Source organism: Microbacterium resistens (genome assembly GCF_031456305.1).
GTDB lineage: Bacteria > Actinomycetota > Actinomycetes > Actinomycetales > Microbacteriaceae > Microbacterium > Microbacterium resistens_A.
The window spans coordinates 18,484-45,110 of record NZ_JAVDUM010000018.1; the positions used below are offsets into that span (position 1 = coordinate 18,484).

The 26,627-nt window shown below is 71.6% G+C and carries 25 protein-coding genes; 18 read left to right on the plus strand and 7 right to left on the minus strand.

Annotated features, from left to right (window positions below):
- Nucleotides 1-557 precede the first annotated feature (557 nt).
- Complete coding sequence (locus tag J2Y69_RS17135) at nt 558-923, minus strand: DoxX family protein (protein WP_310023025.1); 366 nt, start codon at nt 921-923, stop codon at nt 558-560.
- 64 nt (nt 924-987) lie between these two features.
- On the opposite strand from J2Y69_RS17135, the gene J2Y69_RS17140 reads away from it, so the two are divergent.
- Together J2Y69_RS17140 and J2Y69_RS17145 are read left to right on the plus strand one after the other, a co-directional pair.
- Complete coding sequence (locus J2Y69_RS17140) at nt 988-1,416, plus strand: winged helix-turn-helix transcriptional regulator (RefSeq protein WP_396653125.1); 429 nt, start codon at nt 988-990, stop codon at nt 1,414-1,416.
- Between the two features lie 22 nt (nt 1,417-1,438).
- On the plus strand, nt 1,439-2,155 hold the full coding sequence (locus J2Y69_RS17145; RefSeq protein ID WP_310023026.1) for an NADPH-dependent F420 reductase: 717 nt from the start codon (nt 1,439-1,441) through the stop codon (nt 2,153-2,155).
- A 273-nt stretch (nt 2,156-2,428) separates the two neighbouring features.
- Here the strand turns inward: J2Y69_RS17145 and J2Y69_RS17150 are convergent, their stop codons facing one another.
- The gene (locus J2Y69_RS17150) at nt 2,429-3,400 is read right to left on the minus strand and encodes an acetylxylan esterase (protein ID WP_310023028.1); all 972 of its coding nucleotides are present in this window, start codon (nt 3,398-3,400) and stop codon (nt 2,429-2,431) included.
- Nucleotides 3,401-3,511: 111 nt separating this feature from the next.
- Here J2Y69_RS17150 and J2Y69_RS17155 point away from each other — a divergent pair, with 111 nt between their 5' ends.
- The 4 genes from J2Y69_RS17155 to J2Y69_RS17170 are packed head-to-tail and all read left to right on the plus strand — an operon-like array spanning nt 3,512 to nt 5,996.
- Nucleotides 3,512-3,841 carry a hypothetical protein gene (locus J2Y69_RS17155; RefSeq protein ID WP_310023030.1) on the plus strand — a complete coding sequence of 110 codons (330 nt, stop codon included), beginning with the start codon at nt 3,512-3,514 and terminating at the stop codon, nt 3,839-3,841.
- A 9-nt stretch (nt 3,842-3,850) separates the two neighbouring features.
- Entirely contained in the window at nt 3,851-4,801 is a 951-nt protein-coding gene (locus tag J2Y69_RS17160) for a DMT family transporter (protein ID WP_310023032.1), read from the plus strand.
- A gap of 35 nt (nt 4,802-4,836) precedes the next feature.
- Nucleotides 4,837-5,550 (plus strand): acyl-CoA synthetase, encoded by a 714-nt coding sequence (locus J2Y69_RS17165; RefSeq protein ID WP_310023035.1) that lies wholly within the window; start codon nt 4,837-4,839, stop codon nt 5,548-5,550.
- Nucleotides 5,547-5,996 (plus strand): hypothetical protein, encoded by a 450-nt coding sequence (locus J2Y69_RS17170; protein WP_310023036.1) that lies wholly within the window; start codon nt 5,547-5,549, stop codon nt 5,994-5,996. The genes J2Y69_RS17165 and J2Y69_RS17170 overlap by 4 nt, the downstream gene beginning before the upstream one ends.
- A gap of 490 nt (nt 5,997-6,486) precedes the next feature.
- On the opposite strand, the gene purB is transcribed toward J2Y69_RS17170, so the two are convergent.
- Nucleotides 6,487-7,869, minus strand: a complete 1,383-nt coding sequence (gene purB / locus J2Y69_RS17175) for an adenylosuccinate lyase (RefSeq protein ID WP_310023128.1) — start codon at nt 7,867-7,869, stop codon at nt 6,487-6,489.
- Nucleotides 7,870-7,930: 61 nt separating this feature from the next.
- Complete coding sequence (locus J2Y69_RS17180) at nt 7,931-8,440, minus strand: low molecular weight protein-tyrosine-phosphatase (RefSeq protein WP_310023037.1); 510 nt, start codon at nt 8,438-8,440, stop codon at nt 7,931-7,933.
- Between the two features lie 130 nt (nt 8,441-8,570).
- Here J2Y69_RS17180 and J2Y69_RS17185 point away from each other — a divergent pair, with 130 nt between their 5' ends.
- Together J2Y69_RS17185 and J2Y69_RS17190 are read left to right on the plus strand one after the other, a co-directional pair.
- Complete coding sequence (locus J2Y69_RS17185; RefSeq protein ID WP_310023040.1) at nt 8,571-8,813, plus strand: hypothetical protein; 243 nt, start codon at nt 8,571-8,573, stop codon at nt 8,811-8,813.
- A gap of 33 nt (nt 8,814-8,846) precedes the next feature.
- Complete coding sequence (locus J2Y69_RS17190; protein ID WP_310023042.1) at nt 8,847-10,154, plus strand: alpha/beta fold hydrolase; 1,308 nt, start codon at nt 8,847-8,849, stop codon at nt 10,152-10,154.
- A 109-nt stretch (nt 10,155-10,263) separates the two neighbouring features.
- Here the strand turns inward: J2Y69_RS17190 and J2Y69_RS17195 are convergent, their stop codons facing one another.
- Nucleotides 10,264-10,674, minus strand: a complete 411-nt coding sequence (locus tag J2Y69_RS17195) for a phage holin family protein (RefSeq protein WP_310023045.1) — start codon at nt 10,672-10,674, stop codon at nt 10,264-10,266.
- 115 nt (nt 10,675-10,789) lie between these two features.
- Between J2Y69_RS17195 and J2Y69_RS17200 the strand changes: the two genes are divergently transcribed.
- Genes J2Y69_RS17200 through J2Y69_RS17215 form a run of 4 tightly spaced genes read left to right on the plus strand, consistent with a single transcriptional unit; the run spans nt 10,790 to nt 15,417 of the window.
- Nucleotides 10,790-11,872, plus strand: a complete 1,083-nt coding sequence (locus tag J2Y69_RS17200) for a histidinol-phosphate transaminase (RefSeq protein ID WP_310023046.1) — start codon at nt 10,790-10,792, stop codon at nt 11,870-11,872.
- Between the two features lie 28 nt (nt 11,873-11,900).
- Complete coding sequence (locus J2Y69_RS17205; protein ID WP_310023048.1) at nt 11,901-13,049, plus strand: thiamine pyrophosphate-dependent enzyme; 1,149 nt, start codon at nt 11,901-11,903, stop codon at nt 13,047-13,049.
- A complete protein-coding gene (locus tag J2Y69_RS17210) occupies nt 13,046-14,026 on the plus strand; it encodes an alpha-ketoacid dehydrogenase subunit beta (protein WP_310023050.1) in 981 nt (326 codons plus the stop codon). The genes J2Y69_RS17205 and J2Y69_RS17210 overlap by 4 nt, the downstream gene beginning before the upstream one ends.
- A 53-nt stretch (nt 14,027-14,079) precedes the next feature.
- Nucleotides 14,080-15,417: a dihydrolipoamide acetyltransferase family protein gene (locus tag J2Y69_RS17215; protein WP_310023052.1), complete on the plus strand. Its 1,338-nt coding sequence runs from the start codon at nt 14,080-14,082 to the stop codon at nt 15,415-15,417.
- Nucleotides 15,418-15,646: 229 nt separating this feature from the next.
- Here J2Y69_RS17215 and J2Y69_RS17220 read toward each other — a convergent pair whose 3' ends face one another.
- Nucleotides 15,647-18,655: a PIG-L family deacetylase gene (locus tag J2Y69_RS17220; RefSeq protein ID WP_310023054.1), complete on the minus strand. Its 3,009-nt coding sequence runs from the start codon at nt 18,653-18,655 to the stop codon at nt 15,647-15,649.
- Nucleotides 18,656-19,077: 422 nt separating this feature from the next.
- Here J2Y69_RS17220 and J2Y69_RS17225 point away from each other — a divergent pair, with 422 nt between their 5' ends.
- The 3 genes from J2Y69_RS17225 to J2Y69_RS17235 are packed head-to-tail and all read left to right on the plus strand — an operon-like array spanning nt 19,078 to nt 21,877.
- Entirely contained in the window at nt 19,078-20,145 is a 1,068-nt protein-coding gene (locus J2Y69_RS17225) for a metal ABC transporter solute-binding protein, Zn/Mn family (RefSeq protein ID WP_310023055.1), read from the plus strand.
- Complete coding sequence (locus J2Y69_RS17230; protein ID WP_396653126.1) at nt 20,142-21,011, plus strand: metal ABC transporter ATP-binding protein; 870 nt, start codon at nt 20,142-20,144, stop codon at nt 21,009-21,011. Before J2Y69_RS17225 ends, J2Y69_RS17230 begins: the two co-directional genes overlap by 4 nt.
- Nucleotides 21,008-21,877 carry a metal ABC transporter permease gene (locus tag J2Y69_RS17235; protein ID WP_396653127.1) on the plus strand — a complete coding sequence of 290 codons (870 nt, stop codon included), beginning with the start codon at nt 21,008-21,010 and terminating at the stop codon, nt 21,875-21,877. The genes J2Y69_RS17230 and J2Y69_RS17235 overlap by 4 nt, the downstream gene beginning before the upstream one ends.
- Nucleotides 21,878-21,883: 6 nt before the next feature.
- Here J2Y69_RS17235 and J2Y69_RS17240 read toward each other — a convergent pair whose 3' ends face one another.
- Nucleotides 21,884-22,885 (minus strand): hypothetical protein, encoded by a 1,002-nt coding sequence (locus tag J2Y69_RS17240; protein WP_310023056.1) that lies wholly within the window; start codon nt 22,883-22,885, stop codon nt 21,884-21,886.
- Nucleotides 22,886-23,092: 207 nt separating this feature from the next.
- On the opposite strand from J2Y69_RS17240, the gene J2Y69_RS17245 reads away from it, so the two are divergent.
- The 3 genes from J2Y69_RS17245 to J2Y69_RS17255 all read left to right on the plus strand — a co-directional run bounded on the left by J2Y69_RS17245 (nt 23,093) and on the right by J2Y69_RS17255 (nt 26,609).
- Nucleotides 23,093-24,226, plus strand: a complete 1,134-nt coding sequence (locus J2Y69_RS17245; RefSeq protein ID WP_310023057.1) for a hypothetical protein — start codon at nt 23,093-23,095, stop codon at nt 24,224-24,226.
- 247 nt (nt 24,227-24,473) lie between these two features.
- Entirely contained in the window at nt 24,474-24,956 is a 483-nt protein-coding gene (locus J2Y69_RS17250) for a GNAT family N-acetyltransferase (protein ID WP_310023058.1), read from the plus strand.
- Between the two features lie 156 nt (nt 24,957-25,112).
- A complete protein-coding gene (locus J2Y69_RS17255; protein ID WP_310023060.1) occupies nt 25,113-26,609 on the plus strand; it encodes a cell division initiation protein in 1,497 nt (498 codons plus the stop codon).
- Nucleotides 26,610-26,627 lie beyond the last annotated feature (18 nt).

The following is a 26,627-nucleotide window of genomic DNA, read 5'->3' on the forward strand; positions in this document are numbered from 1 at the left end:
CGAACGCTTCCATCCTGTCCCTCACGCCGCCGCTTCGCGAGAAGCGCCGCGCACGGGTGGGTGGTGAGCGCCGCGCGCGGGCGGGTGGTGGTTGTGCGGGCGGCGGAGTGTCGGGCGGGCGGTGGAGCGCGGACGGATGGCGGGCCGGATCACGGATGCAGGGCGATCTGCCCGGATATGGCCCTGCATCCGTGATTTCGACCTGCATTCGTCCCCGGGCTATGCCACGGCGTGGCAGGAACTGCGGGTTGGGCGTTGCGGTGGGGCGGTGCGCGGTAGGGCGGCGGGCGTTGGGCGCGGCCGGGGTCAGGGTTGTGGCTATTTCGGGGCGGATGTCACGGATGGGGGGACGGATGGCGGGCCGGATCACGGATGCAGGGCGATCTGCCCCGGTATGGCCCTGCATCCGTGATTTCGACCTGCATCCGTCCCCGGGTTGTGCCACGGCGTGGCAGGAACTGCGGGTTGGCGGGGCAGCCACGCCGGAGCAGCCACGCCGGGGCAGCCACCGCGGGGCAGCCCGGCGCCCGGCACCAGGCACCAGGCGCGGCGCGGGCTCAGAGGACCACGAGGAAGCCGAGCACGGCGCTCGCGATGGCGAGGAGGGCAAGGACGAGCGGCGGGACGATCGGCTCGCGGCGACGGGCGTGGACCACCACGGCGCCGATCATGATGACGCCGAGCCCTACGGCCGCTAGCGGGGCGAGCACCGGGGCGATGTCGGTGGCGAGCGGGAGGATCAGCCCGGCCGCCCCGATCACCTCGAGGCCGGCGAAGACCTTGATCGCGCCCGCAGAGAAGTCCTCAGTCCACGCCATCCCCCGCTCGGCGAGCGTGCCCTTCGGGGTGAGGAGCTTCATCCCGCCGGCGCCCAGCATGGCGAGGGCGAGAAGGGCGTTGACGATCCACAGGGCGATGAGCATCGGGTCTCCGAGAAGGTTATGGATGGTGCCTTTGTTACCATCAGTAATCAAAGGATGGGGCATCGTGGGCGCAGGGACAAAAGGCACATCGGTGTCACCGGGGCACAGCACGGGAACCGCGGTCGCGGAGTACGAGCGCTCCTGCGAGGCGGGACCGGATGTCGGGCGGATGATCCGCGACGTCCTGGACAGGGTCGGTGACAAGTGGTCGCTGCTGGTCGTCGGGACCCTCGGGGGCGAACGGCGGCGGTTCAGCGAACTGCTGCGCGGGATCCCAGGGATCTCGCAGCGGATGCTGACCCTGACCCTGCGTCAGCTCGAACGCGACGGCCTCGTGGTCCGCACCGCCTATGCGGAGGTGCCGCCGCGCGTGGAGTACGAGCTCACCGAGCTCGGCGGCACGTTCGTCGAGATCGCCCACACGATCGCGGACTGGGCGATCGCCAATCACGGCGCGATCGAGCGGTCGCGGTCCCGATACGACGACCGTTGACCGCCGCGCGCAACACGCGGACATGCAATACCCGGACGCGCAATACGCGGACACGAAGCGCGGTGACGTGGAATGCGGCGGGCGCGTGGGCGTTGTCCTTCGCATGACGACTGTGGGAATCATCGGGGCAGGACACATCGGCAGCGCTGTGGCGAAGGGACTGGTCGATCGCGGATACGACGTGGTCATCAGCAACTCCCGCGGGCCGGAGACGCTCGCGGAGCTGGTGGGCAAGCTCGGACCGAGGGCACGGGCGGCGACGGCCGCGGAGGCGGCTGCAGCCGGGGACTGGGCCGTCGTGACGGTGCCGCTGAAAGCCCTCGCCGCCGTTCCGGTCGAGCCGCTCGACGGCAAGATCGTGCTCGACACCAACAACTACTACTGGGAGCGGGACGGACGCATCGCCGCGCTCGACGAGAAGAGCACCACGACCTCGCGCCTCCTGCAGGATCACCTGCCCGGATCCCGTGTCGTGAAGGCGTTCAACCACATCGGCTCCGGCGACATCCTCACGGACGGCTCCGCAGCCGGAACGGAAGGCCGGAGGGCGCTTGCCCTCGCGAGCGACTTCGACGATGCGGCGGCCCTCGCGACGACGGTCTACGACGAGTTCGGCTTCGACGCGGTGAACGTCGGCGGACTCGATGAGAGCTGGCGCGTGGAGCGGGACCAGCCGGCCTACGTTGTGCGTCAGAACGAGGAGGAGCTCGTCGCGAACCTGGCCCGCGCGACCCGCTGACCGCGCCCGCCATCGACGCCTCGATGGCGGCGGCCACCCGGGACCGTCACGGCATCGTGCGGCACGGATGGCCGGAGGTCGCCCGGATGGCGGCAGAGCCGCGGCACGGGTGTAGGACGAAGTCACGGTTGCAGGGTCGAATCGACGAATCAGTCGTGCATCTGTGACTTCGTCCGGCATCCGTGACCGGGACGATAGGGACCGGCCGCCCGCCCGCCCGCCCGCCCGCGCGCACCGGACCTGAAGACCGCCCAGACCCGTGACGGATCCAGGTCAGCGGGCGAGCTGTTCGGCGAGGAACGCCGCCTGCCGCTCCCACTGCACGCCCAGCCCGCCCTCGTGCTCGTTGAACGCGTACTCGACGATCTCGGAGTGCCCGCCCCAGTGGTTCCGTGCGGCGTAGACCGTCGACGGCGGGCACACCGGGTCCATCAGCGCCACCGAGAAGAGGGCGGGCGCCGTGGCGCGGCGGGCGAGGTTCACCCCGTCGAAGTACGAGAGCGTCTCGAACGTCCGAGGGGCGGCGTCGCGGTGCACGGCGAGATAGCGCACGATCTCCTGGTACGGCTCTTCGTCGGTGAGCCCGACCGCACGGGTGAAGTGGCTGAGGAACGGCACATCGGGCATCGCCGCGACGAGGCCCGAGGAGAGCCCGGCGGCCGCGATCGCGATCCCGCCGCCCTGGCTGCCACCGGTCACCGCGACCCGGCGGGCATCGATCCGATCGAGCGTCCGGATCGCGTCGATGGCCAGCACCGCGTCGGTGTACACCCGGCGGTAGTAGTAGTCGTGCGGGTCCTCGATCCCGCGCGTCATGAAACCCGGCGTTCCCGGCCCCGCTCCGTGCGGATCGGGGGTCGTGCCGCCCGTTCCCCACATGCTTCCCTGGCCGCGGGTGTCCATGATGAGGTGCGCGTACCCCGAGGCCGACCACCCCAGCCGCTCGTGCGGGAGTCCCCGTCCGCCGCCGTAGCCGATGTACTCCACCACGGCGGGCAGCGGCTCGTCGGCGTCGGCGGGGATCAGCAGCCAGCCGCCGACCGGATCCCCGGCGAAACCGCTGAAGGTGACGTCGTAGACCTCGACCGACTGCAGCGGCGAGTCGACGCGGCGGAGGCGCGGGGGTGCGGACTCCGCTCGGGACTCCTCGAGCGTCTGCTCCCAGAAGTCGTCGAGATCGGCGGGTTCGGCGACATCCGGGCGGTAGCCGTGGAGCTCGTCGGGCGGGAGGTCGAAACGGGGCATGTCGCATCCTCGGGAGGGGGCCAGGGCGGGACGGATCGGCCGGAGCCGCGATGACCCGACCTCGAGGGGCAGGATATCGGTGAGGAGGAGCCGACGCCGAGGACGACGCGGATGACCTCCGAGAAGATCGACGAAGAACGAAGAACGAAGAACGAAGAACGAAGAAGGCGGATCATGGTGCTCACGGCGGACAGCCCGTTCGGGGAATGGCTCGACGACTCGAAGGGCGGCGAGATGATCCGCGAGCTGCTCCGGCAGGGCGGCGTGGCCGAGGAGGTGCTGGTCCCGGTCCGAGGCATCCCGTTGCAGCAGCTCGTCGCGCTCAGCCAGGGGGCGGTGCCCCAGGCGCTGATCGACCATCTGGTCGCCGCGGTCGGCGACGGAGACGCCGGAGAAGCTGGAGAGGCTGGAGGCGCCGGGGACGACGAGGCGGCCCACTAGCGTGGGAAGGTGACCGCGCCGCAGCCCCGACCCCGCTGGCGCGGGTTCACGCGTCAGGAGCTCGCGCTCATCGCCGTGACCGCGGTGTGGGGCGGGACCTTCCTCATCGTGCACACCGCGATGGCGCACACCGGCCCGATGTTCTTCGTCGGCCTCCGGTTCGTCTCGGCGGGGCTGATCAGCATGATCATCTTCCGCCGGGTCCTGCGCGATCTCCGCTGGCAGGAGGTCGGTGCCGGCGCCGCGATCGGCGTGATGATCTTCGGCGGGTACGGCCTGCAGACCGCGGGGCTGCAGACGATCGACTCCAGCATGTCGGCGTTCATCACCGCCTTCTACGTGCCGCTCGTCCCCCTCCTGCAGTGGGCCGTGTTCCGCACGCCGCCGCGGTGGCCGACCCTGGTCGGCATCGGGCTGGCGTTCATTGGACTGCTCCTCGTGGCGGGGCCGGGGGCCGCCGGGCTCCATCTCGGCGAGGGCGAGATCCTCACGCTCGTCAGCACGCTCCCGATCGCGGGGGAGATCATCCTGATCAGCCTCTTCACGTCCCGGTTCGACATCGGCAGGCTCACCATCATCCAGCTCATGACGGCGGGCCTGCTCGGCTTCGCCGCGATGCCCGTGGTCGGCGAGGGCGCGCCGGAGTTCTCCTGGGTGTGGCTCGTCGCCGGGATCGGGATGGGAGCTGCGAGCTGCATCATCCAGCTCACGATGACCTGGGCGCAGCGCTCGGTCTCGGCCACGAGGGCGACCATCATCTATACGGGCGAGCCGGTGTGGGCGGGGGTCGTCGGACGGATCGCCGGCGAGCGGATCGCGCCGCTGGCGATCGTGGGCGCGGCGCTCATCGTGGCGGGGACGCTCGTGAGCGAGCTGCGGCCGCGCACCGGGGGACGGGCCGCGGCCTCCGAGGGAGCGGAGGGGGCGGCGGGGGCCGAGCGGCCGGAGCCGCCCGCGTAGACTGGGGTCAGTCCACCCCTGCAGAGGATCCCTTCATGCCTGCTCCCGTCTCCCGGACGTTCAGCGTGCGTCACGTCCAGCTCGCGCGAGCCCTTTTCGCGGCCGTCGCTGCGCTGATGGTCACGTTCTCCCCCGACCACTCCGCCGCGGTGGGCCTCGCGGTCTTCAGCGGCTTCGCGCTCGCGACGGGACTCATCCACATCCTCGCCGCCTGGCTCGCCGCCGCACCCGGCGCCCGCTGGCCGCACGTGCTGATGGGTGCCATCTCCCTCGCGACGGGAATGGCGGGCGGCATCCCGGCCTGGCGCTCGGTGCCGATGTTCTTCGTGCTCGTGATCGGCTGGGGCGCCCTCACGGGGCTCGTCGAGCTCCTCGCGGGGATCCGTGTCCGTCGCGCCGCGCGGGCGGCGGGACTCGAGCCCCGGGCGGCCGCGGAGGGATCGCGTGACGCGATCATCGCCGGAGCCCTCGGGCTGGTGCTGGCCGTCGGCCTCCTCCTCGTCCCGATGCAGTACTCCTGGTCCTACTCGATCGAGGACGCCGGGCAGTTCACGCTCACCGGGATCACCCTCGCCGTCGGGATCTTCGGGGCCTACGCGGCGATCGTCGCCGTGTTCCTCGCCATCGCCGGGTTCTCTCCCCGGCCGCCGATCTCCACCGAGGCTCCGGGGAGGGCGACCGGCGACGGCACCGTCCTCGCCGCCGTCGTCCGAACGAATCCCACCGCCGAGCGGGGAGGCACCGCGTGACCGACAAGCCCACCCGCCGAGAGCTGCTGCGCCCTCTGCACCTGCTCGGGATCGCGCTCGCCTGCGGCCTCTTCGCGGCGGTCGTGACGCTCTTCTCCACCGGCGCCTTCACCGCGCGCGTCATCGACGCCGTGGCCAAGGGCACCTATCAGGGACTGACGCCGTGGGCGCTGTCGCTGGTCGTCGGCGGATCGGCGTTCATCCTGACGCTGCTCATCCTGGCGATGCTGATGCTCGCCGTCGATCCGGCCCAGGTCACCAAGCCGATGGACCGCCCGGTCCTCTACGACTCCGACAAGCCGGGCGCCGGTGCGGGAGCCGGCTCCGGCGCTGTCTCTGGAGCTGCCTCTGGATCCGTGGCCGATGGTGCGGGGTCGTCTGGCGGCGTGGGGTCGTCTGACGACGGGATCTCCCCGACGGACCCGGGTGACCCCTCCGAGCGCTGACCCCTCGAGCGCTGACGCCTCCCGGGCGCTGCCCCCTCCGGGGCTCCGCCCGTCGGCGGCCAGCCCTTCCGGATCGCGGCTTCCGGTCGCAGATTCGGCCGCATCTGTTCGCTCCGGTCGCGAAAATGGCCGCTTCGCGCGGCTGGTTGCGGCACTTTTTGCGACGGGAGCGGTCTCGATGGGCGGTCGCGTGGCGGGCCGACGTGGGTGCGGGCACACCTGCCGCGCGGGTCGCCGATGGCGGTGGCCCTGTCGGAGGCCGGCCCATCGGTTGTGGCTTCCGGTCGCGGAATCGGCTGTGTCTGTTCGCTCCGGTCGCGAAAGTGGCCGCTTCGCGTGGCTGGTTGCGGCACTTTTCGCGACGGGAATGGTCTCGACGGGCGGTCGCCTCGGCGGGCGACCGCCGGCGCACCGTCACCGGACGCAGGGCCGACGCAGGACCGACGCAGCGACACCGTCGCGGACGCCAGGACGCCCGCGACGGCTCAGGTCATCGGGCCAGACGCTCGGCGACGCCGATGTACGTGGGCGGGGTGAGGGCGAGCAGCCGGGCCTTCGCCTCGTCGCCGATCTCCAGCCCCTGGACGAACTCCGCGAGCTCGGCCCCGCCGACGCGGTGTCCGCGGGTGAGCTCCTTCAGGAGGGCATAGGGGTCGCTGATCGTGGACCGGCCGGCAACGACCTCGGCGCGGATCACGGTCTGGATCGCCTCGCCGAGCACCTCCCAGTTCACGTCGAGGTCGGCGAGGAGCACGTCCCTGGCGAGGGAGATCTCGTTCAGACCTCGGCGCAGGTTGTCTAGGGCCAGCAGCGAGTGGCCGAAGGCCACCCCGATGTTCCGCTGCGTCGTGGAGTCGGTGAGGTCGCGCTGGAGGCGCGAGGTGACCAGCGTCTGCGACAGCGATCCGAGCAGCGCGGCGGACAGCTCGAGGTTCGCCTCGGCGTTCTCGAAGCGGATCGGGTTGATCTTGTGCGGCATCGTCGAGGATCCCGTGGCCCCCGCCACCGGGATCTGCGCGAAGTAGCCGAGGGAGATGTAGGTCCACACGTCCGTGGCGAGGTTGTGCAGGATCCCGCCCGCGTGCCGGACGCGGTCGTACAGCTCGACCTGCCAGTCGTGCGACTCGATCTGCGTCGTGAGCCCGTTGAAGCCGATGCCGAGGCCCTCGATGTACTCGCGGGCGATGGTCGGCCAGTCCGCATCGGGATCGGCAGCCAGGTGCGCCGACCAGGTGCCGGTCGCGCCGGAGAACTTCGCGAGGTACTCGGAGCCGGCGATCTGGGTCGCGACGCGCTCCAGGCGCCAGGCGAACACCGCGAGCTCCTTGCCCATGGTCGACGGCGTCGCGGGCTGTCCGTGCGTGCGGGAGAGCATGGCGGCGTCGGCGTGCTCGACGGAGAGCTCGCGCAGCTTCGCGATCACGCCGTGCAGCGCGGGCAGCCAGACGTGCTCGACGGCGCGCTTCACGGTGAGCGCGTACGAGGCGGAGTTGATGTCCTCGCTCGTGCAGGCGAAGTGCGTCAGCTCGGCGATCGCGTCGAGGCCGAGGGCGGAGAGCCGGTCGCGGACGAGGTACTCGACGGCCTTGACGTCGTGCCGAGTCACGGCCTCCTTCTCGGCGAGCCAGTCGATCTCGGCCTGACCGAAGTCGCGGTAGAGGCCGCGCAGCCGGTCCTTGTCGGAGTCGGCGAGCGGGGCGGTGCCGAACAGCGAGCGGTCGGTGAGGGCGATCAGCCACTCGACCTCGACCTCGACGCGGGCGCGGTTGAGCCCCGCCTCGGACAGGTAGTCCGCGAGAGGTGAGACGGCGGCGCGATAGCGGCCGTCGAGCGGGCTGAGGGGCTGGACGGGGAGCGAGGGCTGGGCAGTCAGGGGAGTCCTCCTGATCGAGGCGACGCGGATCCGGAGGGGGCCTGCGCGGCAGGCCCCGCGATCAGACCCGGGGCGCCGGTGGCCGGATGGCGGGCTCGAGCTGTCGGAACAGGCCTCGGCTCGCGTTCTCGATCATACCGAGCACCTCGTCGAACATCCTGGCGTCGGCGTAGTAGGGGTCGGGGACGTCGTGCGTCGCCGCATCGTGGTCGAAGGCGAGGAGGAGGGTGACCTTGCCCTCCTCGGACTCGTCGCGCGCCCATTGACGCAGGATCCGCTCGTGCGTGCGGTCGAGGGCGACGACGAGGTCATTGTCGGTGAAGGAGTCGAAGGTGAACTGCCGAGCGCGGTGCCGGGATCCGTCGTAGCCGCGGCGGGCGAGGGCGTCGATGGTGCGCTCGTCGGCCCGCTCGCCCACGTGCCAGTCCCCGGTGCCGGCGCTGCGGGACACGATCCTGTCGCCCAGCCCCTGTTTCTCGGCGATGTCCCGGAAGACGACCTCGGCCATGGGGGAGCGGCAGATGTTCCCGGTGCACACGAAGATGACGCGGAACGGATCCGGCTCGACCATGACTTCCATCATGCCGCACGGGCCACGGTCCTCGTGGCGCTCTCCCTCCACGGATCCGGCATCCGGCGGGCTTTCCACAGGTCGTGCGGATCGCCGGGCGGGGTCGTCGCGGACCGGCCATCGTGGGGGCATGACCTTCGCACTCCTCGGCCGTTCGACGGCTCTTGACCCTGCCCTGGACGACGCACGGCATCGGCTGCGAGAGGCGCTGGATCGGTTGGAGGGGGCGTGCGCCGATCTCCGTGACCTCGCCGCGCGGACGGACTGGCGCTCGAAGGGGATCGACGCGCTGCATCGGCGGTTGGCCGAGCTCGCCGAGGAGCTGTCGGCCGCCGCTGCGCAGGCCCGTGCGGCGGGCTCGGTGCTGGGATGACCGACGCGGTGCCGGGCAGGGAGGGGAGGAGGGATGGGGGATGAGATCGACATCTCGCGCGGAGGCGCGCTCGCGGTGGACACCGAGGAGCTCTACGAGGTCGTGCGGCGGTTGCGGATCCTCGGCCGTGACCTCGACCTCGTCGCGCGGGAGCTGCGATCGGTCGCAGTGTCGGGGGCGGGCTCCGTGCCCGGCCTCGGCGACCTCGGCGGCCTCGGCCCGTCAGCGGGCCGGGTGGACGCCGTGGAGGAGGCGCTCGAGACAGTGGTCCGTGGGGTGGAGCTGATGGCCGAGGCGTACGAGCTGGTCGAGCTCCGTGCACGGGCGGAGGCGTTGCAGGCGACGGATCCGGGTGAGGCGGCCGCGCTCCGTCGGGACGCGGAGACACGGGCCGAGCGGCGTCCCGATGCGGATGCGGCGGCGGCGAGCCTCCTCGCGCAGTGGCGGGAGAGCCGGTTCGACGGGTTCACCGAGCAGACCGGATGGGCCGGCGTGATCTTCCCCGCGGGCGGCCATTGGGGGCAGCGGGAGCAGTCCTGGCTGGCGTCCCTGTGGCTCATGGCGATCGGCGCCGTCGGGGTGGGGGTCGTTCCGGGCGGCGAGGCGCTGACTCCGCGACCGCACACGGTGCGGATCGCGCCGACTCCGGTGCCGCCTCCCTCGGGCCCGCCGACGGGGCTGGCCGACGTGGTCTCGCGGTTCCCGACGACCGAGGGGGCGCAGGTCCGGGTCGAGGCGTACGCGATGCCCGACGGCACGCGCCGGTTCGCCGCCTACATCGCCGGCACGCAGTCGATCCTCGATCCGTCCGAGCCCTGGGACATGGCGTCGAACGCGCAGATGTACGCGTCGCGGGCCGAGGCGGACTCCTACCAGGCCGTGCTCGACGCGCTGCGCATCGCCGGAGCCCGCCCCGGCGATGCGCTCGACCTGGCCGGCCATTCCCAGGGTGGGATGATCGCCCAGCTCATCGCGCGGAGCGGCGAGTACGACGTCCGCTCCGTCATCGCCCTCGGTCCCCCGATCGAGGCCGAGCTCCCCGAGAGCGTGCTGAGCGTCGTGGTCCGGCACACCGACGACCTGGTCTCGAGCCTCGCCGCGGGCGGATCCCCGCAGGGCACCGGAGCGCCCGACAGCATCGTCGTCGAGCGCATCGGCGATCCGGAGCAGGGTCTGCACGACATCCTGCTCCGCACGCACCTCCTCGACGCGTATGCGGGCACGGCGGAGCTGGTCGACGCGTCCGGAGATCCCAGGGTCGGGGCGCTGCGGGAGCGGCTGGCCGAGCGGGCGGGGGCGACCGAGATCGTCGTGGCCGACTATCGGGTGTGGCGGCCGTGAGCGTCAGGCGTTCGGGCGCCCGGAGGACGCGTTCCCCGTGGGGCTTCCGGCCTCAGGGTCGGCGCTCTCGGGGCCTCCGGTCGCAGCGTCAGCGGTCGCAGCGTCAGCGTCAGCGGTCGCGGTCCCTGGCGCGTCGTCGCTGGGGGCGGATGATCCCGCCGAAGATCGCGTTGATCACGCCGATGATGAGCGCCGCGACGACGCCCCACCAGAAGCTGTCCACGTGGAGACCCCAGCCGAACGTCCCCGTGATCACCGCCGTGAGCCACAGCAGGAACCCGTTGATGATCAGAGAGATGAGGCCGAGCGTGAGGATGTACAGCGGGAACGCGACGATCTTCACGACCGTGCCGACGATCGTGTTCACGAGCGCGAAGACCAGGGCGATGACCAGCAGGGTGATCACCAGCTGCGTCGTCTCGCCCGGGGCGAACGGGGTCACGCTCACCTGGAGGAACGGCATGAGGGTCACGACCCAGATGGCGAAAGCGTTCACGACGATGCGGATGAGGAATCCCATGATCGACCAGTCTCCCATCTCCGTCGGCCCCTGTCACGGCAACTGTCACGGCAACGCGCGCCGGGCGCCGGAGCGGCACGGTCCCGCGAGCGGGCCGCGGAATAGACTCGGCAGGGTGAGCGATCCGATCCTTCCGCGCATCCGTCCCGAGATCGCGGCCCTGCCGCCGTACCGCCAGGGTAAGCAGGCCGGTGCGGACGCGTTCAAGCTCTCCAGCAACGAGAACCCGTTCGATCCGCTCCCGCAGGTGGCCGAGGCTCTTGCCGCCGCGACTCCCGTCAACCGTTATCCGGACGCCACGGCAGGCGCGCTCCGGGAGCGACTCGGCGAACGCCACGGTGTCGGGCCGGACGCCGTGCACGTCGCCTCGGGCAGCGTGTCGATCCTCTACCAGTTCGTGTCCGCCGCGGCCACGGTCGGCGATGAGGTGATCTACGCGTGGCGGTCGTTCGAGGCGTACCCCGGGCTTCCCCTGGTCTCCGGCGCCACCGGCGTCCCGGTGCCGCTCGCGTCGGGCGCACGACACGACCTCGACGTGATGGCGGCGGCGGTCACCGACCGTACGCGGGTCATCATCGTCTGCACGCCGAACAACCCCACCGGGCCCGTCGTCACGAGCGCCGAGTTCGCGGCCTTCCTGGCCAAGGTGCCGCAGGACGTGCTCGTGCTGCTCGACGAGGCGTACGCCGAGTTCGTCACGGCGCCCGACGCCGTCGACGGGCTGGCGGAGCGGGTCTACGAGGATCACCCGAACGTCGTCGTGCTGCGCACCTTCTCCAAGGCCTACGGGCTCGCGGGCCTCCGCGTCGGATACGCGATCGGCAACCCCCGTGTGCTGGACGCCGCCAGGACGACCGCGATCCCGCTCTCGGTGACCTCGGCCGCGGAGCGGGCGGCGATCGTCAGCCTCGACGCCGAGGACGAGCTGCGCGCGCGGGTCGACGTGATCGTCGAGCGACGGGCGGTGCTCGTCGACGGGCTGCGGGCACAGGGATGGGACGTCCCGGATGCGCAGGGGAACTTCGTCTGGCTGCCGACGGGGGCGGACACGATGTCGGTCGCTGCGGTGTTCGACGAGGCCGGTCTGATCGTGCGCCCGTTCGACGGAGACGGCATCCGTATATCCGTCGGGGAGCATGAATCCGTGGAGAAGGTCCTACGCGCCGCGGAATCCGTTGTACGGACTCTTCACCGATGATGCCCGATTCGCGGATTAGCGTAGAACGGTGACCTCCGCCGACCCCGCCCTCGTCCGCGTCCTCGACGCCGACGGAGCCTTCGCCCCGAGTCCCGCCGCGGAGGAGTATCTTCCGCTCATCGAGGCCCTGGCCGACACCGAGCTCGAACGGTTCTATCGCGACATGGTCGTGATCCGCGCCATCGACACCCAGGCGACCAATCTGCAGCGGCAGGGGCAGCTGGCCCTGTGGCCGCCGAGCCGTGGGCAGGAGGCCGCGCAGGTCGGGTCGGCCCGCGCCTCCCGGCCGCAGGACACGATCTTCCCGTCGTACCGGGAGCATGCGGTCGCCCGCATCCGCGGCGTCGATCCGGTCGACATCATCAAGCTGATGCGCGGGATCTCGCACGGCGGCTGGGACCCGACGGACCCTGCGAACGGCAACACGCGGCTCTACACGCTGGTGCTCGCCTCGCAGACGCTGCACGCGACCGGCCTCGCGATGGGGCTCGTGTTCGACGGCAAGTGCGGCACGGGCGACCCGGAGCGCGACGAGGCCGTGATGGTCTACTACGGCGATGGCGCCTCCAGCCAGGGCGACGTCCACGAGGCGATGGTCTTCGCGGCGAGCTACCGCACGCCCGAGGTCTTCTTCCTGCAGAACAACCAGTGGGCGATCTCCGTGCCGGTCTCCACCCAGTCCCCTGTGCCGCTCGTGCGGCGCGGCTACGGCTACGGCATGCCCAGCATCCGCGTGGACGGCAACGACGTCCTGGCCAGCTACGCCGTCACCCGGCGGGCGCTCGACGAGGCCCGTGCCGGCGACGGCCCGCGCGCGATCGAGGCCGTGACGTACCGGATGGGAGCGCACACGACGAGCGATGACCCCACCAAGTACCGCGGCGACGACGAGGAGTCCGAGTGGGCGGAACGCGATCCGATCGCCCGCATGCGCGCGTACCTCGAAGCGCGCGGGGCCTCCGGCGCCCTGTTCGACGACGTCGAGGCGGAGGCCGAGGCCGCCGCCGACGACCTGCGCACGCGGACGGTCGTCCTGGAGGGGCCGACCCCGGAGCGGATGTTCGCGGGCATCTACAGCGATCCGCACCCGCTGGTCGAGGAGCAGCGCGCCGCGCGCGCACGATACGAGGCGACGTTCGGCGAACAGCCGACGACGGCGGACGGGGGCCGGGCATGACCGTCGAGACGATGCCGTTCAGCAAGGCGCTCAACGCCGGCATGCGCAAGGCGCTGGAGGACGACTCCCGCGTCCTCCTCATGGGCGAGGACATCGGGCGCCTGGGCGGCGTCTTCCGGGTGACCGAGCATCTCCAGCGCGATTTCGGCGAGCAGCGGGTGCTGGACACCCCGCTCGCCGAGTCCGGGATCGTCGGGACCGCGATCGGACTCGCGATGGGCGGATTCCGCCCGGTGTGCGAGATCCAGTTCGACGGCTTCGTCTTCCCGGCCTTCGACCAGATCACCTCGCAGCTGGCGAAGATCACCTATCGGCACGAGGGCGCGATCTCGATGCCGATCGTGATCCGGATCCCGTATGGCGGGCACATCGGGGCGGTCGAGCACCACCAGGAGAGCCCCGAGGCGTACTTCACGCACACGCCGGGCCTGCGGGTGGTCTCGCCCTCGACGCCCAACGACGCGTACTGGATGATCCAGGAGTCGATCCGCTCGAACGATCCGGTCATCTTCCTCGAGCCCAAGAGCCGATACTGGCCCAAGGGCGAGGTGGACCTCGCGGCGCCCGCGCTGCCCCTGCACGCCTCGCGCGTCGTCCGCCGCGGCACCGACGTCACCCTCGTCGGCCACGGCGCCATGGTCTCGACCCTCCTCCAGGCGGCGGCGCTCGCCGAGGGGGAGGGGACGAGCTGCGAGGTCGTCGATCTCCGCTCCCTCTCGCCCGTGGACTACGGGCCGATCCTCGACTCGGTGCGATCCACCGGGCGGATGGTCTACGCGCAGGAGGCCCCCGGGTTTACCAGCCTGGGCAGCGAGGTCGCCGCCACCGTCATGGAGCGGGCGTTCTATTCGCTGGAGGCCCCCGTGCTGCGGGTGTCCGGATACGACACGCCGTTCCCTCCCGCCAAGCTCGAGGGGGAGTACCTCCCCGATGCGGACCGCATCCTCGAAGCCGTGGACCGTGTGCTCGCCTACTGACCGGTGAGCACGGTCGACCGCCGCTCCGTCCCGACGTCTCGAAAGGACCTCTCATGAGCACTCAGACCTTCACCCTCCCGGACGTCGGCGAGGGGCTGACCGAGGCCGAGATCGTCACCTGGCGCGTCGCGCCGGGCGACGCCGTGGCCGTCAACGACGTCATCTGCGAGATCGAGACCGCCAAGTCCCTCGTCGAGCTTCCGTCCCCGCACGCCGGGACGGTCGGCGAGATCCTCGTCGAGGAGGGGCGGACCGTCGACGTCGGGACGCCGATCATCACCTTCGTCGAGGACGGCGGCGCGGCCCCCGCTGCCCCGGTCGCGGAGCCCGCGGCGGAGGAGGGCGGCGGTTCCGTCCTCGTCGGCTACGGATCGGGATCCGGTGCCTCGTCCCGTCGCCGTCGTCCCGCCGAGCGCCCGGTGCGCTCCTCGGCAGGCGTCATCGCCAAGCCGCCGATCCGCAAGCTCGCCCGTGATCTCGACGTCGACCTCACCGCGCTCACCCCGACCGGCGCCGACGGCGAGGTGACGCGGGAGGACGTCATGGCCCACGCGCAGCAGGCGTCGGTGTTCCGCAACATCAGCACCCCCGAATGGAGCGAGGTGCGCGAGGAGAAGGTGCCGGCGCCGCAGCCGGCGGCGGCCGGGCTCGCTCGCGGTCTGGTCCCCGGGCGTCCCGCGGTGACGGATCCCCGTACGGAGTCCATCCCCGTCAAGGGCGTGCGGAAGGTCACGGCGGCGGGGATGGTGCAGAGCGCGTACACGGCGCCGCACGTGACGGTCTGGAAGGAGGTCGACGCCAGCCGCACGATGGAGCTCGTGAAGCGCCTGAAGGCCTCGCCCGACTTCGCCGACATCAAGGTGTCGCCGCTGCTGATCATGGCGCGCGCCGTGATCTGGGCCGTTCGCCGGACGCCGCTGGTGAACGCCGCGTGGATCGACACCGACGACGGCGCGGAGATCGCCGTCCGTCACTACGTGAACCTGGGGATCGCGGCCGCGACGCCGCGCGGCCTGCTCGTCCCGAACATCAAGGACGCGCAGGACCTGGGCATGAAGGACCTCGCCCGGTCGCTGAACCGCCTGACGCTCACCGCCCGCGAGGGGAAGACGACGCCGGCCGACCAGCAGGGCGGCACCATCACGATCACGAACATCGGCGTGTTCGGGATGGACGCGGGCACCCCCATCATCAACCCGGGCGAGTCCGGGATCGTCGCGATGGGCACGATCAGCCAGAAGCCCTGGGTCGTGGACGGCGAGGTGCGCCCGCGGTGGGTGACCACGGTCGCCGGGTCCTTCGATCATCGGGTGATCGACGGCGACGGCATGAGCCGCTTCGTGGCGGACGTCGCCGCCGTGCTGGAGGAGCCCGCCCTCCTCGTCGACTGACGTCCACGGCTTCGCCCGGGCTCGAGCCCGGCCCTGTGCTGTGCCCGCGGTGCGGGGCGGTTCGCGCGGCTGTTGTGGGCTGTGGGCGGTGTTGCGTGGTGCGGTGTGCGTAGATGCCCCGCCGTGGCAGTTCCTGTGGGTTGAGAGAGGCTTCAACCCACAACAACTGCCACGGCGGGGCAGAATTCGCGCGGCAAGGCAGAATCCGCGCGCAAGGGCACGGGTCCGGTCAGACCGAGCGGCCGCCCAGGGGAGCGCGGGTGGCGAACACGCTGCTCTTGGCGTCGAGCGACACCGCGAGCACCGGGGACGCCTTGGTGGGCACGAGGCTGTCGGCCGCGCCGGTCGAGGAGGTGCGCGCCGTGAACCGCAGCTCGGTCCGGCCGGCAGGCACCTCCTTCTCCGCGGCGCCGACTTCCTGCGCGCCGTCCCACAGGAAGACCCGCGCGGTCCCGGCCACGGGGGCCTGCAGCGCGAGCGTCACCATTCCCGCGTCCACCGACGACGACACGACCTCGAGCCGGTCCGCGCCGGTCGGGAAACCGCCGAGGGGCACACGGTCATCGGCCGACTGCAGGATCGACTGCGGCGAGGCGACCGAGCGGGCGGACGTGTCGGGCAGGGTCGGGTCCTTCGGCTTCGCGCCGGCGTCCTTGACGCCGTCGAGTGTGATGATGCCCCAGCGCCAGGGATCCGCCCGCATTCCCGGGAAGGTCGACCAGCCGACCCGGTTCTGCGCGGCCTTGTTCTGCGTGTCCGAGTCGTTGATGATCACGTTGAACCCGACGTGCTCGGGGTCGAGGTTGTCGGGGAGCACGTCGAACGGGATCTTCACCTCCATGTCGTATCCGGTGTAGGCGGCGTCGTCCGGTGCCATGACCACCTTCACCTCCATGCCGGGCGCGGTGACGTCGGCCTCGCCCTGCCAGTTGTCCCGATCGCGGCCGACGCCCGGCGCACCGGTCATCGAGTCCATCGAGGGCATGATGCCGCCGATGAACGTGTGCGCGGTGTTCGCCGCGTTCCCGCGCGGGTCGACGTAGATCTCCACCGAGTCGGTGCGACGCTGCCGCTTGTTGTCCGAGGCAGGGAGGATCGTGCCGCGAACGTCGTCGACGACGGACAGGAACAGGTAGAGGTTCTCGTCGTCGTGCGTGATCCAGGTCCTGCCGCTGATGGTGGGGGTGGCCTCGCCCATCGGCTTCCCGTCCCAGATCGTCTCGACCGGGATCGGCTCGCCGGGGTACTCACCCTCGTTCCGGACTCCGTCGACGGTCGGCGCGACGGCCGCGCGCGTCACCGCATAGGTCGGCACGAGGTTCATCGTCACCTTCCGCTCGGCGGTGCCGTCCTCACTCGTGGCGGTCACGACCACCGGCCAGTTCCCCTTGTTCGGGGCGCGGTTCGCCGTCGGGATGGCGGTGTCGGCGTTCGTCACCTCGAAGCTGACCGTCGTCGTCTTCCCCGCGGCGAGGTCCGAGTACGACTGCTGCGCGGGGGCGGCGGTGAATCCGTCCGGAAGCGTCAGGGCGACGGTGCCGGAACGGCTCTCGCCGGCGAAGTTCTCCACGACGACGTCGAGGGTGCGGGTGCGTCCCTGCCCGAGCGGGAAGAGCTCGGGCACGAGCACGTCGAGGTGCTTCATGCCGAGGCCCGCGGTCCAGGTGCGGAAGCTCTGGATCTCCTCCAACGGCGCGATCGTGGCCTCGACGCCGCCCGCGACGCGCACCTGGGCGAAGCTCGCACCGGTCGCGGAGCCGGACGTGAGGGCGGCCTCGACCCGCGCCTGCGCGCCGGGCTTGGCATCGGCCGCGGGGGTCACCCGCAGGGTCGCCTGGTGCGCCGTGCCCGGAGCGAGATCAGGGACCTCCGCCGGTCCGCCCGGCGTCCAACCGGAGGGCGCCTTCAGATACAGGGTCCCTCCGGGCAGCTTCATGCCCTCGGGCGCGGTGACGGTCACGGCGATGTCGAGCGGCTGTCCGGCGACCGCCTCGAAACGGCTCGGACGAACGTCGATGAGCGTCCCGAAGGGCAGCCCGCCCTCGATCGGGAGCGCCGCTCCGAGCAGTGCCGCATCGCCGCCCGAGCGCGGGTCGGCGATCGGGGAGCGGGAGTGGATCACGGTGAACCACGAGTTGGGGATCTTCGCCGGATCCTTGGGGCTCGCCTCCATCTCCGCCCAGCCCTGGGTGACGTACGCCCAGCGCGCCAGGTCGAGCATCTCCGACCACGGGCGGCCGTGCCGTTCGCTCGGCGTGCCGTTCCAGCAGCCGAAGACGACGTCGGATGCGACGGTGGGCTTGAAGCCCTTGGCGACCCCGCCCTCCCCGGTTCCGCCGTCGCCGCTCGCCCCTGCGCGGAGGATCCGCCGCGGCTGCCAGGCCGAGAACCCCTCGTCCAGATGCTCGGGGAACTTCTCCGGGTCGCCCGCGGCGAGGTACGCCTCGACGGCGAACATCGCCGCCTGCTGGTGGTTGCCGTGGTTGCCCTCGACGGCGGACGGGTTCATCGTCACGATCACGTCCGGCCGTGTCGCGCGGACCACGCGGACGATCCGCCCGAGCACGGCGTCCCCGCCCCACACCTCGCGGGACAGCGGCGCGCTCGCCGTGTAGTAGAAGTCGAGGCCGTCGAGGTTGAAGACGTGCTCGATGCCGGCGTAGCCGACCGCCTTGCGCTCCTCGGCCTCGCGCATGATGCCGAGCGGCGGTCCCTCCTCGAGCCCCACCGCGTTGCCACCGCCCTCTCCGCGGGTGACCGTGATGACGCCGGCCCTCATCCCGAGGAACTCGTTCCACTGCCCGAAGGCGGCGAGGTTCGAGGCCTCGTCGTCGGGGTGCGCGCCGATGAACAGCACGTTCAGCTTGACCGCGCCTCCGGGAGCGGCGAGCGCCTGCTCGGCCGGGGTGAGCGCCGCGCCCCGGAAGCCGCCGCTCCCGACGGCCGTGCCGATGCCGAACGTCCCCGCCGCGAGCGCCACGACGCCCCCGGTCTTGAGCAGGGTCCGCCGGCTCATGCCGGTGCCGCGCGCGCCGGCCGTGCCGCCGGTGTCGGCCGTACCCGCAGCCTGCGCGGGCTGTCCGGACTCGGGCTGTCCGGACTCGGGTTGCGTGGACTCAGCCGTCGCGGACTGCGTGGACTCAGCCTTCGCGGACTCGGACTGCGTGGACTCGGAGCGATCGGTGTCCGGACGACTGCCGGGCTCTCGATCCTCGGGCTGGGGACGTCGATCGTCCATGGGGGACCATCCTTCCGCGGGCGGACGTCGACGTCGCGCTCCGCATGCTCGATGAGGCGGGGGAGACTTTTTTTCTGAGCAGAAATTAAGTACATAGGCATTCCACAGCGAGTGGCCGGTGGCCGTCAATGCCGGAAAATATGTGCGGATGCCGCGAAGCACCTGCACGAGCGCCTGCACGGGGCCTCGCCGAGTGCGGGCCTGCTCCGCATCCCGACCGCCCTCGCCGAGACTGCACCTGCGTTCCGAGACAGCAGGAAAATCGCGCAGTCTCGGAACGCAGATGCAGTCTCGAGGAGTGGGTCGGGAGGGTGGGCCGGGAGGGCGAGCGGTGAGGGGGCGGCTGGGACGGTGGGCCGGAGGGGCGGAGGGGCCGCCACGGCCTATTTGAGAACGATTCTCATTTACGTTACGGTCGAAGAGTGAAGAAGCCCCTCCTGATCTCCGCCCTCGTGTCCGTCTCCGCCCTCGCGCTCGCCGGGTGCTCCGCCGCGTCCTCCGGACCGTCGGCGACCGATGACGGGCGGATCGACGTCGTCGCCTCGACCAACGTCTACGGCGACATCGCGGCGGCGATCGGCGGCGACCGCGTCCGGGTGACGTCGGTCATCACGTCCCTGACGCAGGACCCTCATTCCTACGAGGCCTCGGCGCGGGACCGGCTGACGGTGAGCGGCGCGGACCTCGTGATCACCAACGGCGGCGGGTACGACACGTTCATGGATGCGCTGCTCGAGGGGTCGAAGGCGCCGGTGATCGCGGCCGTGGAGTTCTCGCACGACTACCCGGGGAACACCGGTCACGACCACGCGGGCGAGCACTCCGGCGCGGCCGATGACCACGCCCAGAGCGGCACCCCCACCGACGGCACCCCCACCGACAGTGCGGAAGGCAGTGCGGATGGCCACACCGAGGAGGGTCACGCCGACGAGCACGGGGATCACGCGGGCCACGACCATATCGAGGGCTTCAACGAGCACGTCTGGTTCGACCCGCACACGATGACCCACATGGCGGAGGACGTCGCCCACCACCTCGCCGAGATCGACCCCGAGGGCGCGAAGACGTACGAGAAGGGCGCCGCCGACCTCACCGCCCAGCTCGCGGCCGACGAGCAGCGGCTCGACGAGGTGAAGCAGAAGGCAGCGGGAGCCGGCGTCTTCCTCACCGAGCCCGTCCCGGGCTACCTCGCCACGGCCGCCGGGCTCTCCGATGTCGCCCCTGCCGGCTTCGCCGAGGCGGTCGAGGAGGGGCGCGACGTGCCGCCGGCCACTCTGCTGGCCGCCCTCGACGTCGTCAAGGGCGGCGGGGTGCGGGCGGTGCTGACGAACTCGCAGACCGGCGGTGCCGAGACCGACAAGGTCGTGTCGGCCGCCAAGGACGCGGGCATCCCGGTCGTCGCGTTCACCGAGATCCTGCCCGAGGGGAAGACGTACGCTGAGTGGATGCGTGATGCGATCGAGTCCCTCGCCTCCGCCGTCGGCGCGTGACCGCGACGGACGGCGGCGCGGGGGATGGTGCGTCCGTCCTCCGGATCCGCGGGGCCGCGCTGACCAGGCCCGGTGGCCGGGGATCCGCGAGCACGCGTGACCGCGGCGACCGCGAGCTGTGGTCGGGACTGGACCTGGATGTCGCCCCCGGCGAGTTCATCGCGGTGCTCGGCCCCAGCGGATCGGGGAAGACGACGCTCCTGCGCAGCATCCTCGGCCTGCAGTCGCTGAGCGCGGGGAGCGTCCTCGTCGAGGGGCGGCCCGTGCACCGCGGCAATCGGCGGATCGGCTACATCCCGCAGCAGCGGCCCTATCCGCCGGACACGGCGATGCGCGCGCGCGACGTGGTGGCCCTCGGCGTGCAGGGCACGCGGTTCGGTCTGCCCGTCCCGCGGCGCGGCGACCGGGAGCGCGTCGATGCGGCGCTGCGGGACGTCGGGGCCGCGCACTACGCCGATCGACGGGTGGGCGACCTGTCCGGCGGCGAGCAGCAGCGGCTGCGCGTCGGGCAGGCGCTCATGGACCATCCGTCGCTGCTCCTGTGCGATGAGCCGCTGTCGAACCTGGACCTCGCCAACCAGCAGGGCGTCACCGAGATCATCGACCGGCAGCGCCGGGAGCATGGCGCGGCGGTCCTGTTCGTGACGCACGATATCAATCCGATCCTCGGCAAGGTCGATCGCATCCTGTACATCGCCGGCGGCCGGTTCATGCTCGGCACCCCGGACGAGGTCCTCCAGAGCCGGGTGCTCACCGACCTCTACGGCGCGCCGGTGTTCGTGCTGCGCGCGGGCGACCGCCTCGTCGTGGTCGGGATCCCGGACGCCGAGCCGCACCACGCGCACGTCCACGGAGACGTCGCGTGATCCCCGGGCTCGTCGTGCCCGCCCTCGACTGGAGCGACGTGTTCTCGTTCCAGGACTACGGGGCGCTCGTGCAGCTCCTCGCCAACTCGATCGTCGCCGGCGCCGTCCTCGGGATCGTCGGGGGGCTCGTGGGCGTGTTCGTGATGCAGCGGGACCTCGCCTTCGCCGTGCACGGGGTGAGCGAGCTGTCCTTCGCCGGGGCCGCGGCCGCGCTGCTGTTCGGCGGCAGCGTGGTGGCGGGATCGATCGGCGGCGCCCTGGTCGCCGCGATCCTGATCGGACTGCTCGGCTCGCGGGCCAGGGACCGCAACTCGATCGTCGGGGTGCTGATGCCGTTCGGCCTCGGTCTCGGGATCCTGTTCCTCTCGCTCTACGAGGGCCGTAGCGCCAACCGCTTCAGCCTGCTCACGGGGCAGATCGTCTCCGTGTCCTCGCCGGATCTCGGATGGCTGATCGGCATCAGCGCCGTCGTGCTGATCGGGCTGGTGCTGATGTGGAACCCGCTCCGCTTCGACTCTCTCGACCCGGTCTCCGCGCAGGCGCGCGGCGTGCCGACGCGCCTGGTCGGGCTGGTCTTCATGGTGCTGCTCGGGCTGATCGTCGCCGTGGCCGTGCACATCATCGGCGCCCTGCTGGTGATGGCCCTGCTGGTGACCCCGGCGGCCGCCGCGATGCGCGTGGCCGCCGGCCCCCTGATCGTTCCGCTGCTGGCCGCGCTGTTCGGACTCGTCTCGGCCGTCGGCGGGATCCTCCTCGCGCTGGCCGGGACCCTCCCGGTGAGCCCCTACATCACCACGATCTCGTTCGCGATCTACGGCGGGTGCTGGCTCGTGCAGCGCTCCCGCGAACGCGTGCGACGGGCCTGACCGTTCTCACGAGCGCTCAGGGCCCGTCTGCGCTCCGGCCCGTTTTCCGATGACGGCGGCGGCGGTGGCTTGGGCTTGGGCCTGGTCCCGGCGGCGGTTGAGCGCCTGCTGGAGGTGCCGTGCGGAGCGGAAGCCCGAGCTCTGCGCGGCGGCCTCGTAGGTGTCCCTCCCGCGATTCGGCGTCACGCCGAGGACGGCATCGGCGGCGGCGAGCCGGCGGGTCTCGATGGCCGTGCGAGGTGTCGTCCCGATGAGGGCGTAGACGTGACGCAGATGGCGATCCGAGATGTGGAGCGCCTCCGCGAGGGAACGCACGTCGAACGCGCTGTCGGCGTGCCGGGACTCGATCGCGGCGTTCGCCTCCTGGAGGATCATCGCCTGCGTCGGGGACAGCGTCGTCCTCTCGCCCGCCCAGTTGAGCATCCCGGTCAGCGCGATGTCGGTCAGCGCGTTGTGGAGCGTGCTCGCGCCGCCCGGCTCCCCGAGATCCTCCCGTGTGCTGATCACGTTGGTGATCGCGGTGACGAGCGCGTAGTCGCCGGGAAGGAGGGCGATCGCGCGGGCGAAGTGGGCGCGGAACTTCTGCTGCCGGAGGGCCGGCGAGCGCAGATGCCATTCGCATCGGGCCCAGATCCCGTCGTTCTCGACCCTCGCGGGCGTCGCCCCGTCGAGGACTACCATCTCCCCCGGCCGCACGTCCACGGCTTCCTCGCCGAGGTGGACGCGAGCGGCGCCGTCGACGCCGACGATGATCCGGGTCGCCCCCTGTCCGAGGGGCTCGGCGTCGAGGGAGCCGGTGGTCGACCACGCCCGCGCGACGACCCACGATCCGTCCGTCGTGAGCTCGACCGATGACCGCTGAGGCGCATGCTCCCTGGTGCGCCACCCCAGAGACGACAGCGTGGGCTGTCTGCGGGGGTCGTGCGGAGGAGTGGACATGAGGACGGACACCGCTTTCTGACATGGATGGACGAGACGGGGTGCGTGGACGGTGGTCGTGGCGTCCATCCGCGATGCGCTCCTGTACGGGGGACGGCCTGTGACCGACCGTATTTCCGGGATGGACGAAACCGGATACTCCAGCGACGGAAACCGGAGGAAAACGAGCCGATAGGCGGATGAACCCCGCTCGCCGCCGTCTCAATGGATGAGCGCACGACTGCCGGAAGGCGAATGCGCCGCTTTGCGAACGACCATGAATTCTGGGGGCTGGCTTTGAACGACAACACTGCATCGATATCCAATGGAGAGGGACCGATCCACATCGGATCGGACGGCGTCTCCCGCCGCACGATCGTCCGGGGCGCCGCATGGACGATCCCCGTGATCGCGGCCGCCGCCGCCGTGCCGCTGGCCGCCGCGTCCGGCTGCACCGGCGGGGGGAGCATGACCGCCCCCGCCCCGACCGGCACGCAGGCACCCGCGATGAACAGCACCTTCACGGTCCCCGCCGGCGTCACGCAGCTGACCTTCGAGGTCGCCGGAGCTGCCGGGGGGACGTCGACGTTCACGGACGACGGCCACACGCTCGTCGGGTCGGGCGGCGCCGGTGCGCTGGTCACCGGCGTCCTCCTCGTCACGCCGGGGCAGGTCCTCTCGCTCATCGTCGGCCAGGGCGGCATGGGCTTCCACAACACCGTCAGCGGCCCGCCGTCGCCCGGCTATGTCGGCGGCGGAGGCTACGGCAGCGGCGGATCGACCGTCTTCGGCGGCGGCGGATCGGCGATGGAGAACTACGCCGGCGGCTCCGGTGGCGGAGGGTCGGCGATCCTCCTCGGCTCGACGCCGTTGATCGTCGCCGGCGGCGGTGGCGGTTCGGGGGCGTGGAACGGCCGCGACATCACCTCGAGCCCCGGAATCGGCTACCCGCGGCAGGACGGCGGGAACGGGTCGGGGACGACGGGCGGGAGCGGCAACAACTCGCAGTTCGCGACCGGGTTCTTCGGCACGCGCGGATGGACGGTCTACGGAGGGGGCGGCGCGAGCGGAGCGGCGGGCGGCGCCGGCGGCGCGCTCGGCAGCGGTGACGGCGAGCACTGGGCCGGCAGCGCAGGTGCGGCATTCGGGCCCGGAGGGGGCAACGGCGCCAACGGCGTCTCGACGACCGGCACCGCCCGCCCGCTCGTCTCGGGGGCCGGCGGCGGTGGCTACGCCGGCGGCGGCTCCGGGGGCGTCGTGCGCAGCAACGGTGTCGGGACGTCCCAGTGGAACATCGCCGGCGCGGCCGGTGGGGCCGGGTCCAGCTACCTCGACTCCTCGGCGACCGGCACCTACGGCAGCGCGGCCAACGCCCCGCAGCGGTACGAGGTGCGCAACCCGGGCTGGATCCGGCTGAGCTGGACCTGCTGAGCCGGGTCTGCTGAGCGGGACCTGCTGAGCGGGCCCGTCGATGAGGCCGGCCCGGGTGCGGTGAGCCATCGCACCCGGGCTGTGGCCCCCGCTCTTCCTCCGGGGGGAAGAAGGAGCGGGGGCCTTTCTCGTGCAGGCAGGGCAGGCTCGGGCCGGGCGGATCAGACTGGATCGATAGGCTGTCGGCGTCGGTCGGAAGCCGGCGCGCGTCAGCGTCGCCGCCGCGGAGATCCGGAAAGGGACGCCCATGAACACCACCTCGTCCGAGCCCGTCGGCTTCACGATCCGTCCGGTCGTCGAGGCCGATCGGGAGCGATGGCTTCCCCTGTGGGACGGGTACAACACGTTCTACGGGCGGTCCGGTGAGACCGCCCTGCCCGATGCGGTGACCCGATCGACCTGGGATCGGTTCCTGGACGAGGCCGAGCCGGTCCACGCGCTCGTCGCGGAGCAGGGCGACCGTCTCCTCGGGCTCGCGCACTTCCTCTTCCACCGCAGCACGACCACCATCGAGCCCAGCTGCTACCTGCAGGACCTGTTCACCGACGACGCGGCGCGCGGGCAGGGCGTGGCGAGCGCTCTCATCGATGAGGTGGCGGAGCGCGCGGTGTCGGCCGGCTCCTCCCGTCTCTACTGGCAGACGCACGAGACCAACCAGACGGCGAGGAAGCTCTACGACCGGGTGGCCGAGCGCACCGGCTTCCTGGTCTATCGCCGTCCTCTGTCGTGAGGGCAGGGCGCGAAATCACGGGACACGACCGAGAACGGATCAAGAGCGACGGAGAGGATTTTCTCCGGAGATCCACGTGCTCCCGCCGCTAGGCTGAAGGCATCCATGGGGGAGTCCGGGCCCGTGTGCGCCCGGTTCGAGAGAGGTGCAGAACACGTGGCCGAATCGACCGAACCCCAGGAGCCGCGAGGCGATTTCTTCGACAGCCTCCTCGACGCCTCCGCCAAGGAGCAGTCCTTCACCGTCGGATTCCGCGGATACGACCGCACCGAGGTGGACGCCGCCGTCGCGGCGCTCAAGGAGGAGCTCCGGCGGATGACCGCCATGCTCGACGAGACGAACGAGCGTCGCACCGAGGAGATCGGGCGGGTCCGCGCGGAGGGACAGGAGCGGACCGAGAAGCTGGAATCCGACCTCGCCGCGGCCCAGGCGCAGTCCGCGGACGCCGCGAAGCAGATCGCGACATTGAGCACGGCGCTGGCCGGATCCCAGGACGACGTGGACGAGCAGTCCGCCCGCGATCGGTTCGAGACCGTGCTGCGCGTCGCGGAGGAGCAGGCGGGAGTCCTGATCCAGAACGCGGCGGTGCAGGCCGAGAGGCTGCTGGAGGCCGCCCGCGAGGAGGCGGCGGCGAAGCGTGCCGAGCTCGACGCCGACGTCGCGCGCATCGCCGCGCAGGCCCAGCACGACGCCGATCAGGTGCGGCTGCGGATGGACACCGAGTACGCCGCGCACCAGGCCCAGATCGATCGCGAGGGCGCCCACGCCGGCGAGAAGGTGTCGCAGGCCGAGCAGGAGGCGGCGACCATCCGCACCGAGGCGGACAAGGGCGCGGCGGCGCTGCGGGCGATGGTCACCCGCGAGACCACGGACCTGCGCACCGACGCCGAGCGCAGCGTGCGGGAGATGAACGCGCGCGTGCTGGAGATGGAGGAGTCCCTCACCCGCCGCCAGGACGACGCGCAGCAGGAGTTCCTCGTGCTGCACAATCAGGCCGTCGCCCACGCGGAGCGCATCACGGCCGATGCGAACGAGCAGGTCTCGGCGTCGCTGGAGCACGCGCAGCGGATCTCCGGGAAGGCCGACGACTACGAGCGGCTCATGCGCTCGCAGGCGCAGACGATCGAGGCCGATGCGCAGGTGCGGGCGCGGGAGACGCTGGATCGTGCGCGGACGAAGGCCCAGAAGATCGTGGAGATGGTGACGACCCACACGGCGAGCGTCGTTCGCGATGCGGAGGACCGCTCGCGTCAGCTGCGCTGGCAGCAGCAGCAGCTGACGAGCTTCATGGCCGAGGTGCGCGAGCTGATCCGTCCCGACGGCGCGTTCGGCAGTGAGGGCTCCGGCGCGTCTCTCCCCGCCGACCTCGCCGCGGAGGCCGCCGCTGGCGGCGGTGCTGGCGTTGCGGCTGATGGTGCAGGGGCTGGGGCCGATGGGGCTGCCGGTGCCGGTGCCGGTGCCGGTGCTGGTGCTGGTGCGAAGTCTGGGGTCGGTGCGAAGCCCGCGACCGGTGCGACGCAGGGCAAGCCGGCGGGCAGGCCCGCCGCGGGTGCGCAGGGCGGTTCCGCCGCGGCGAAGCCCGCGACCGGCGCAGGCCGTCCCCCGGCAGCCGGCGGAGGCGACTCCCCGAACCCCGGCACCGCGAAGGACTGATCCGCCCCGGCATCCGTG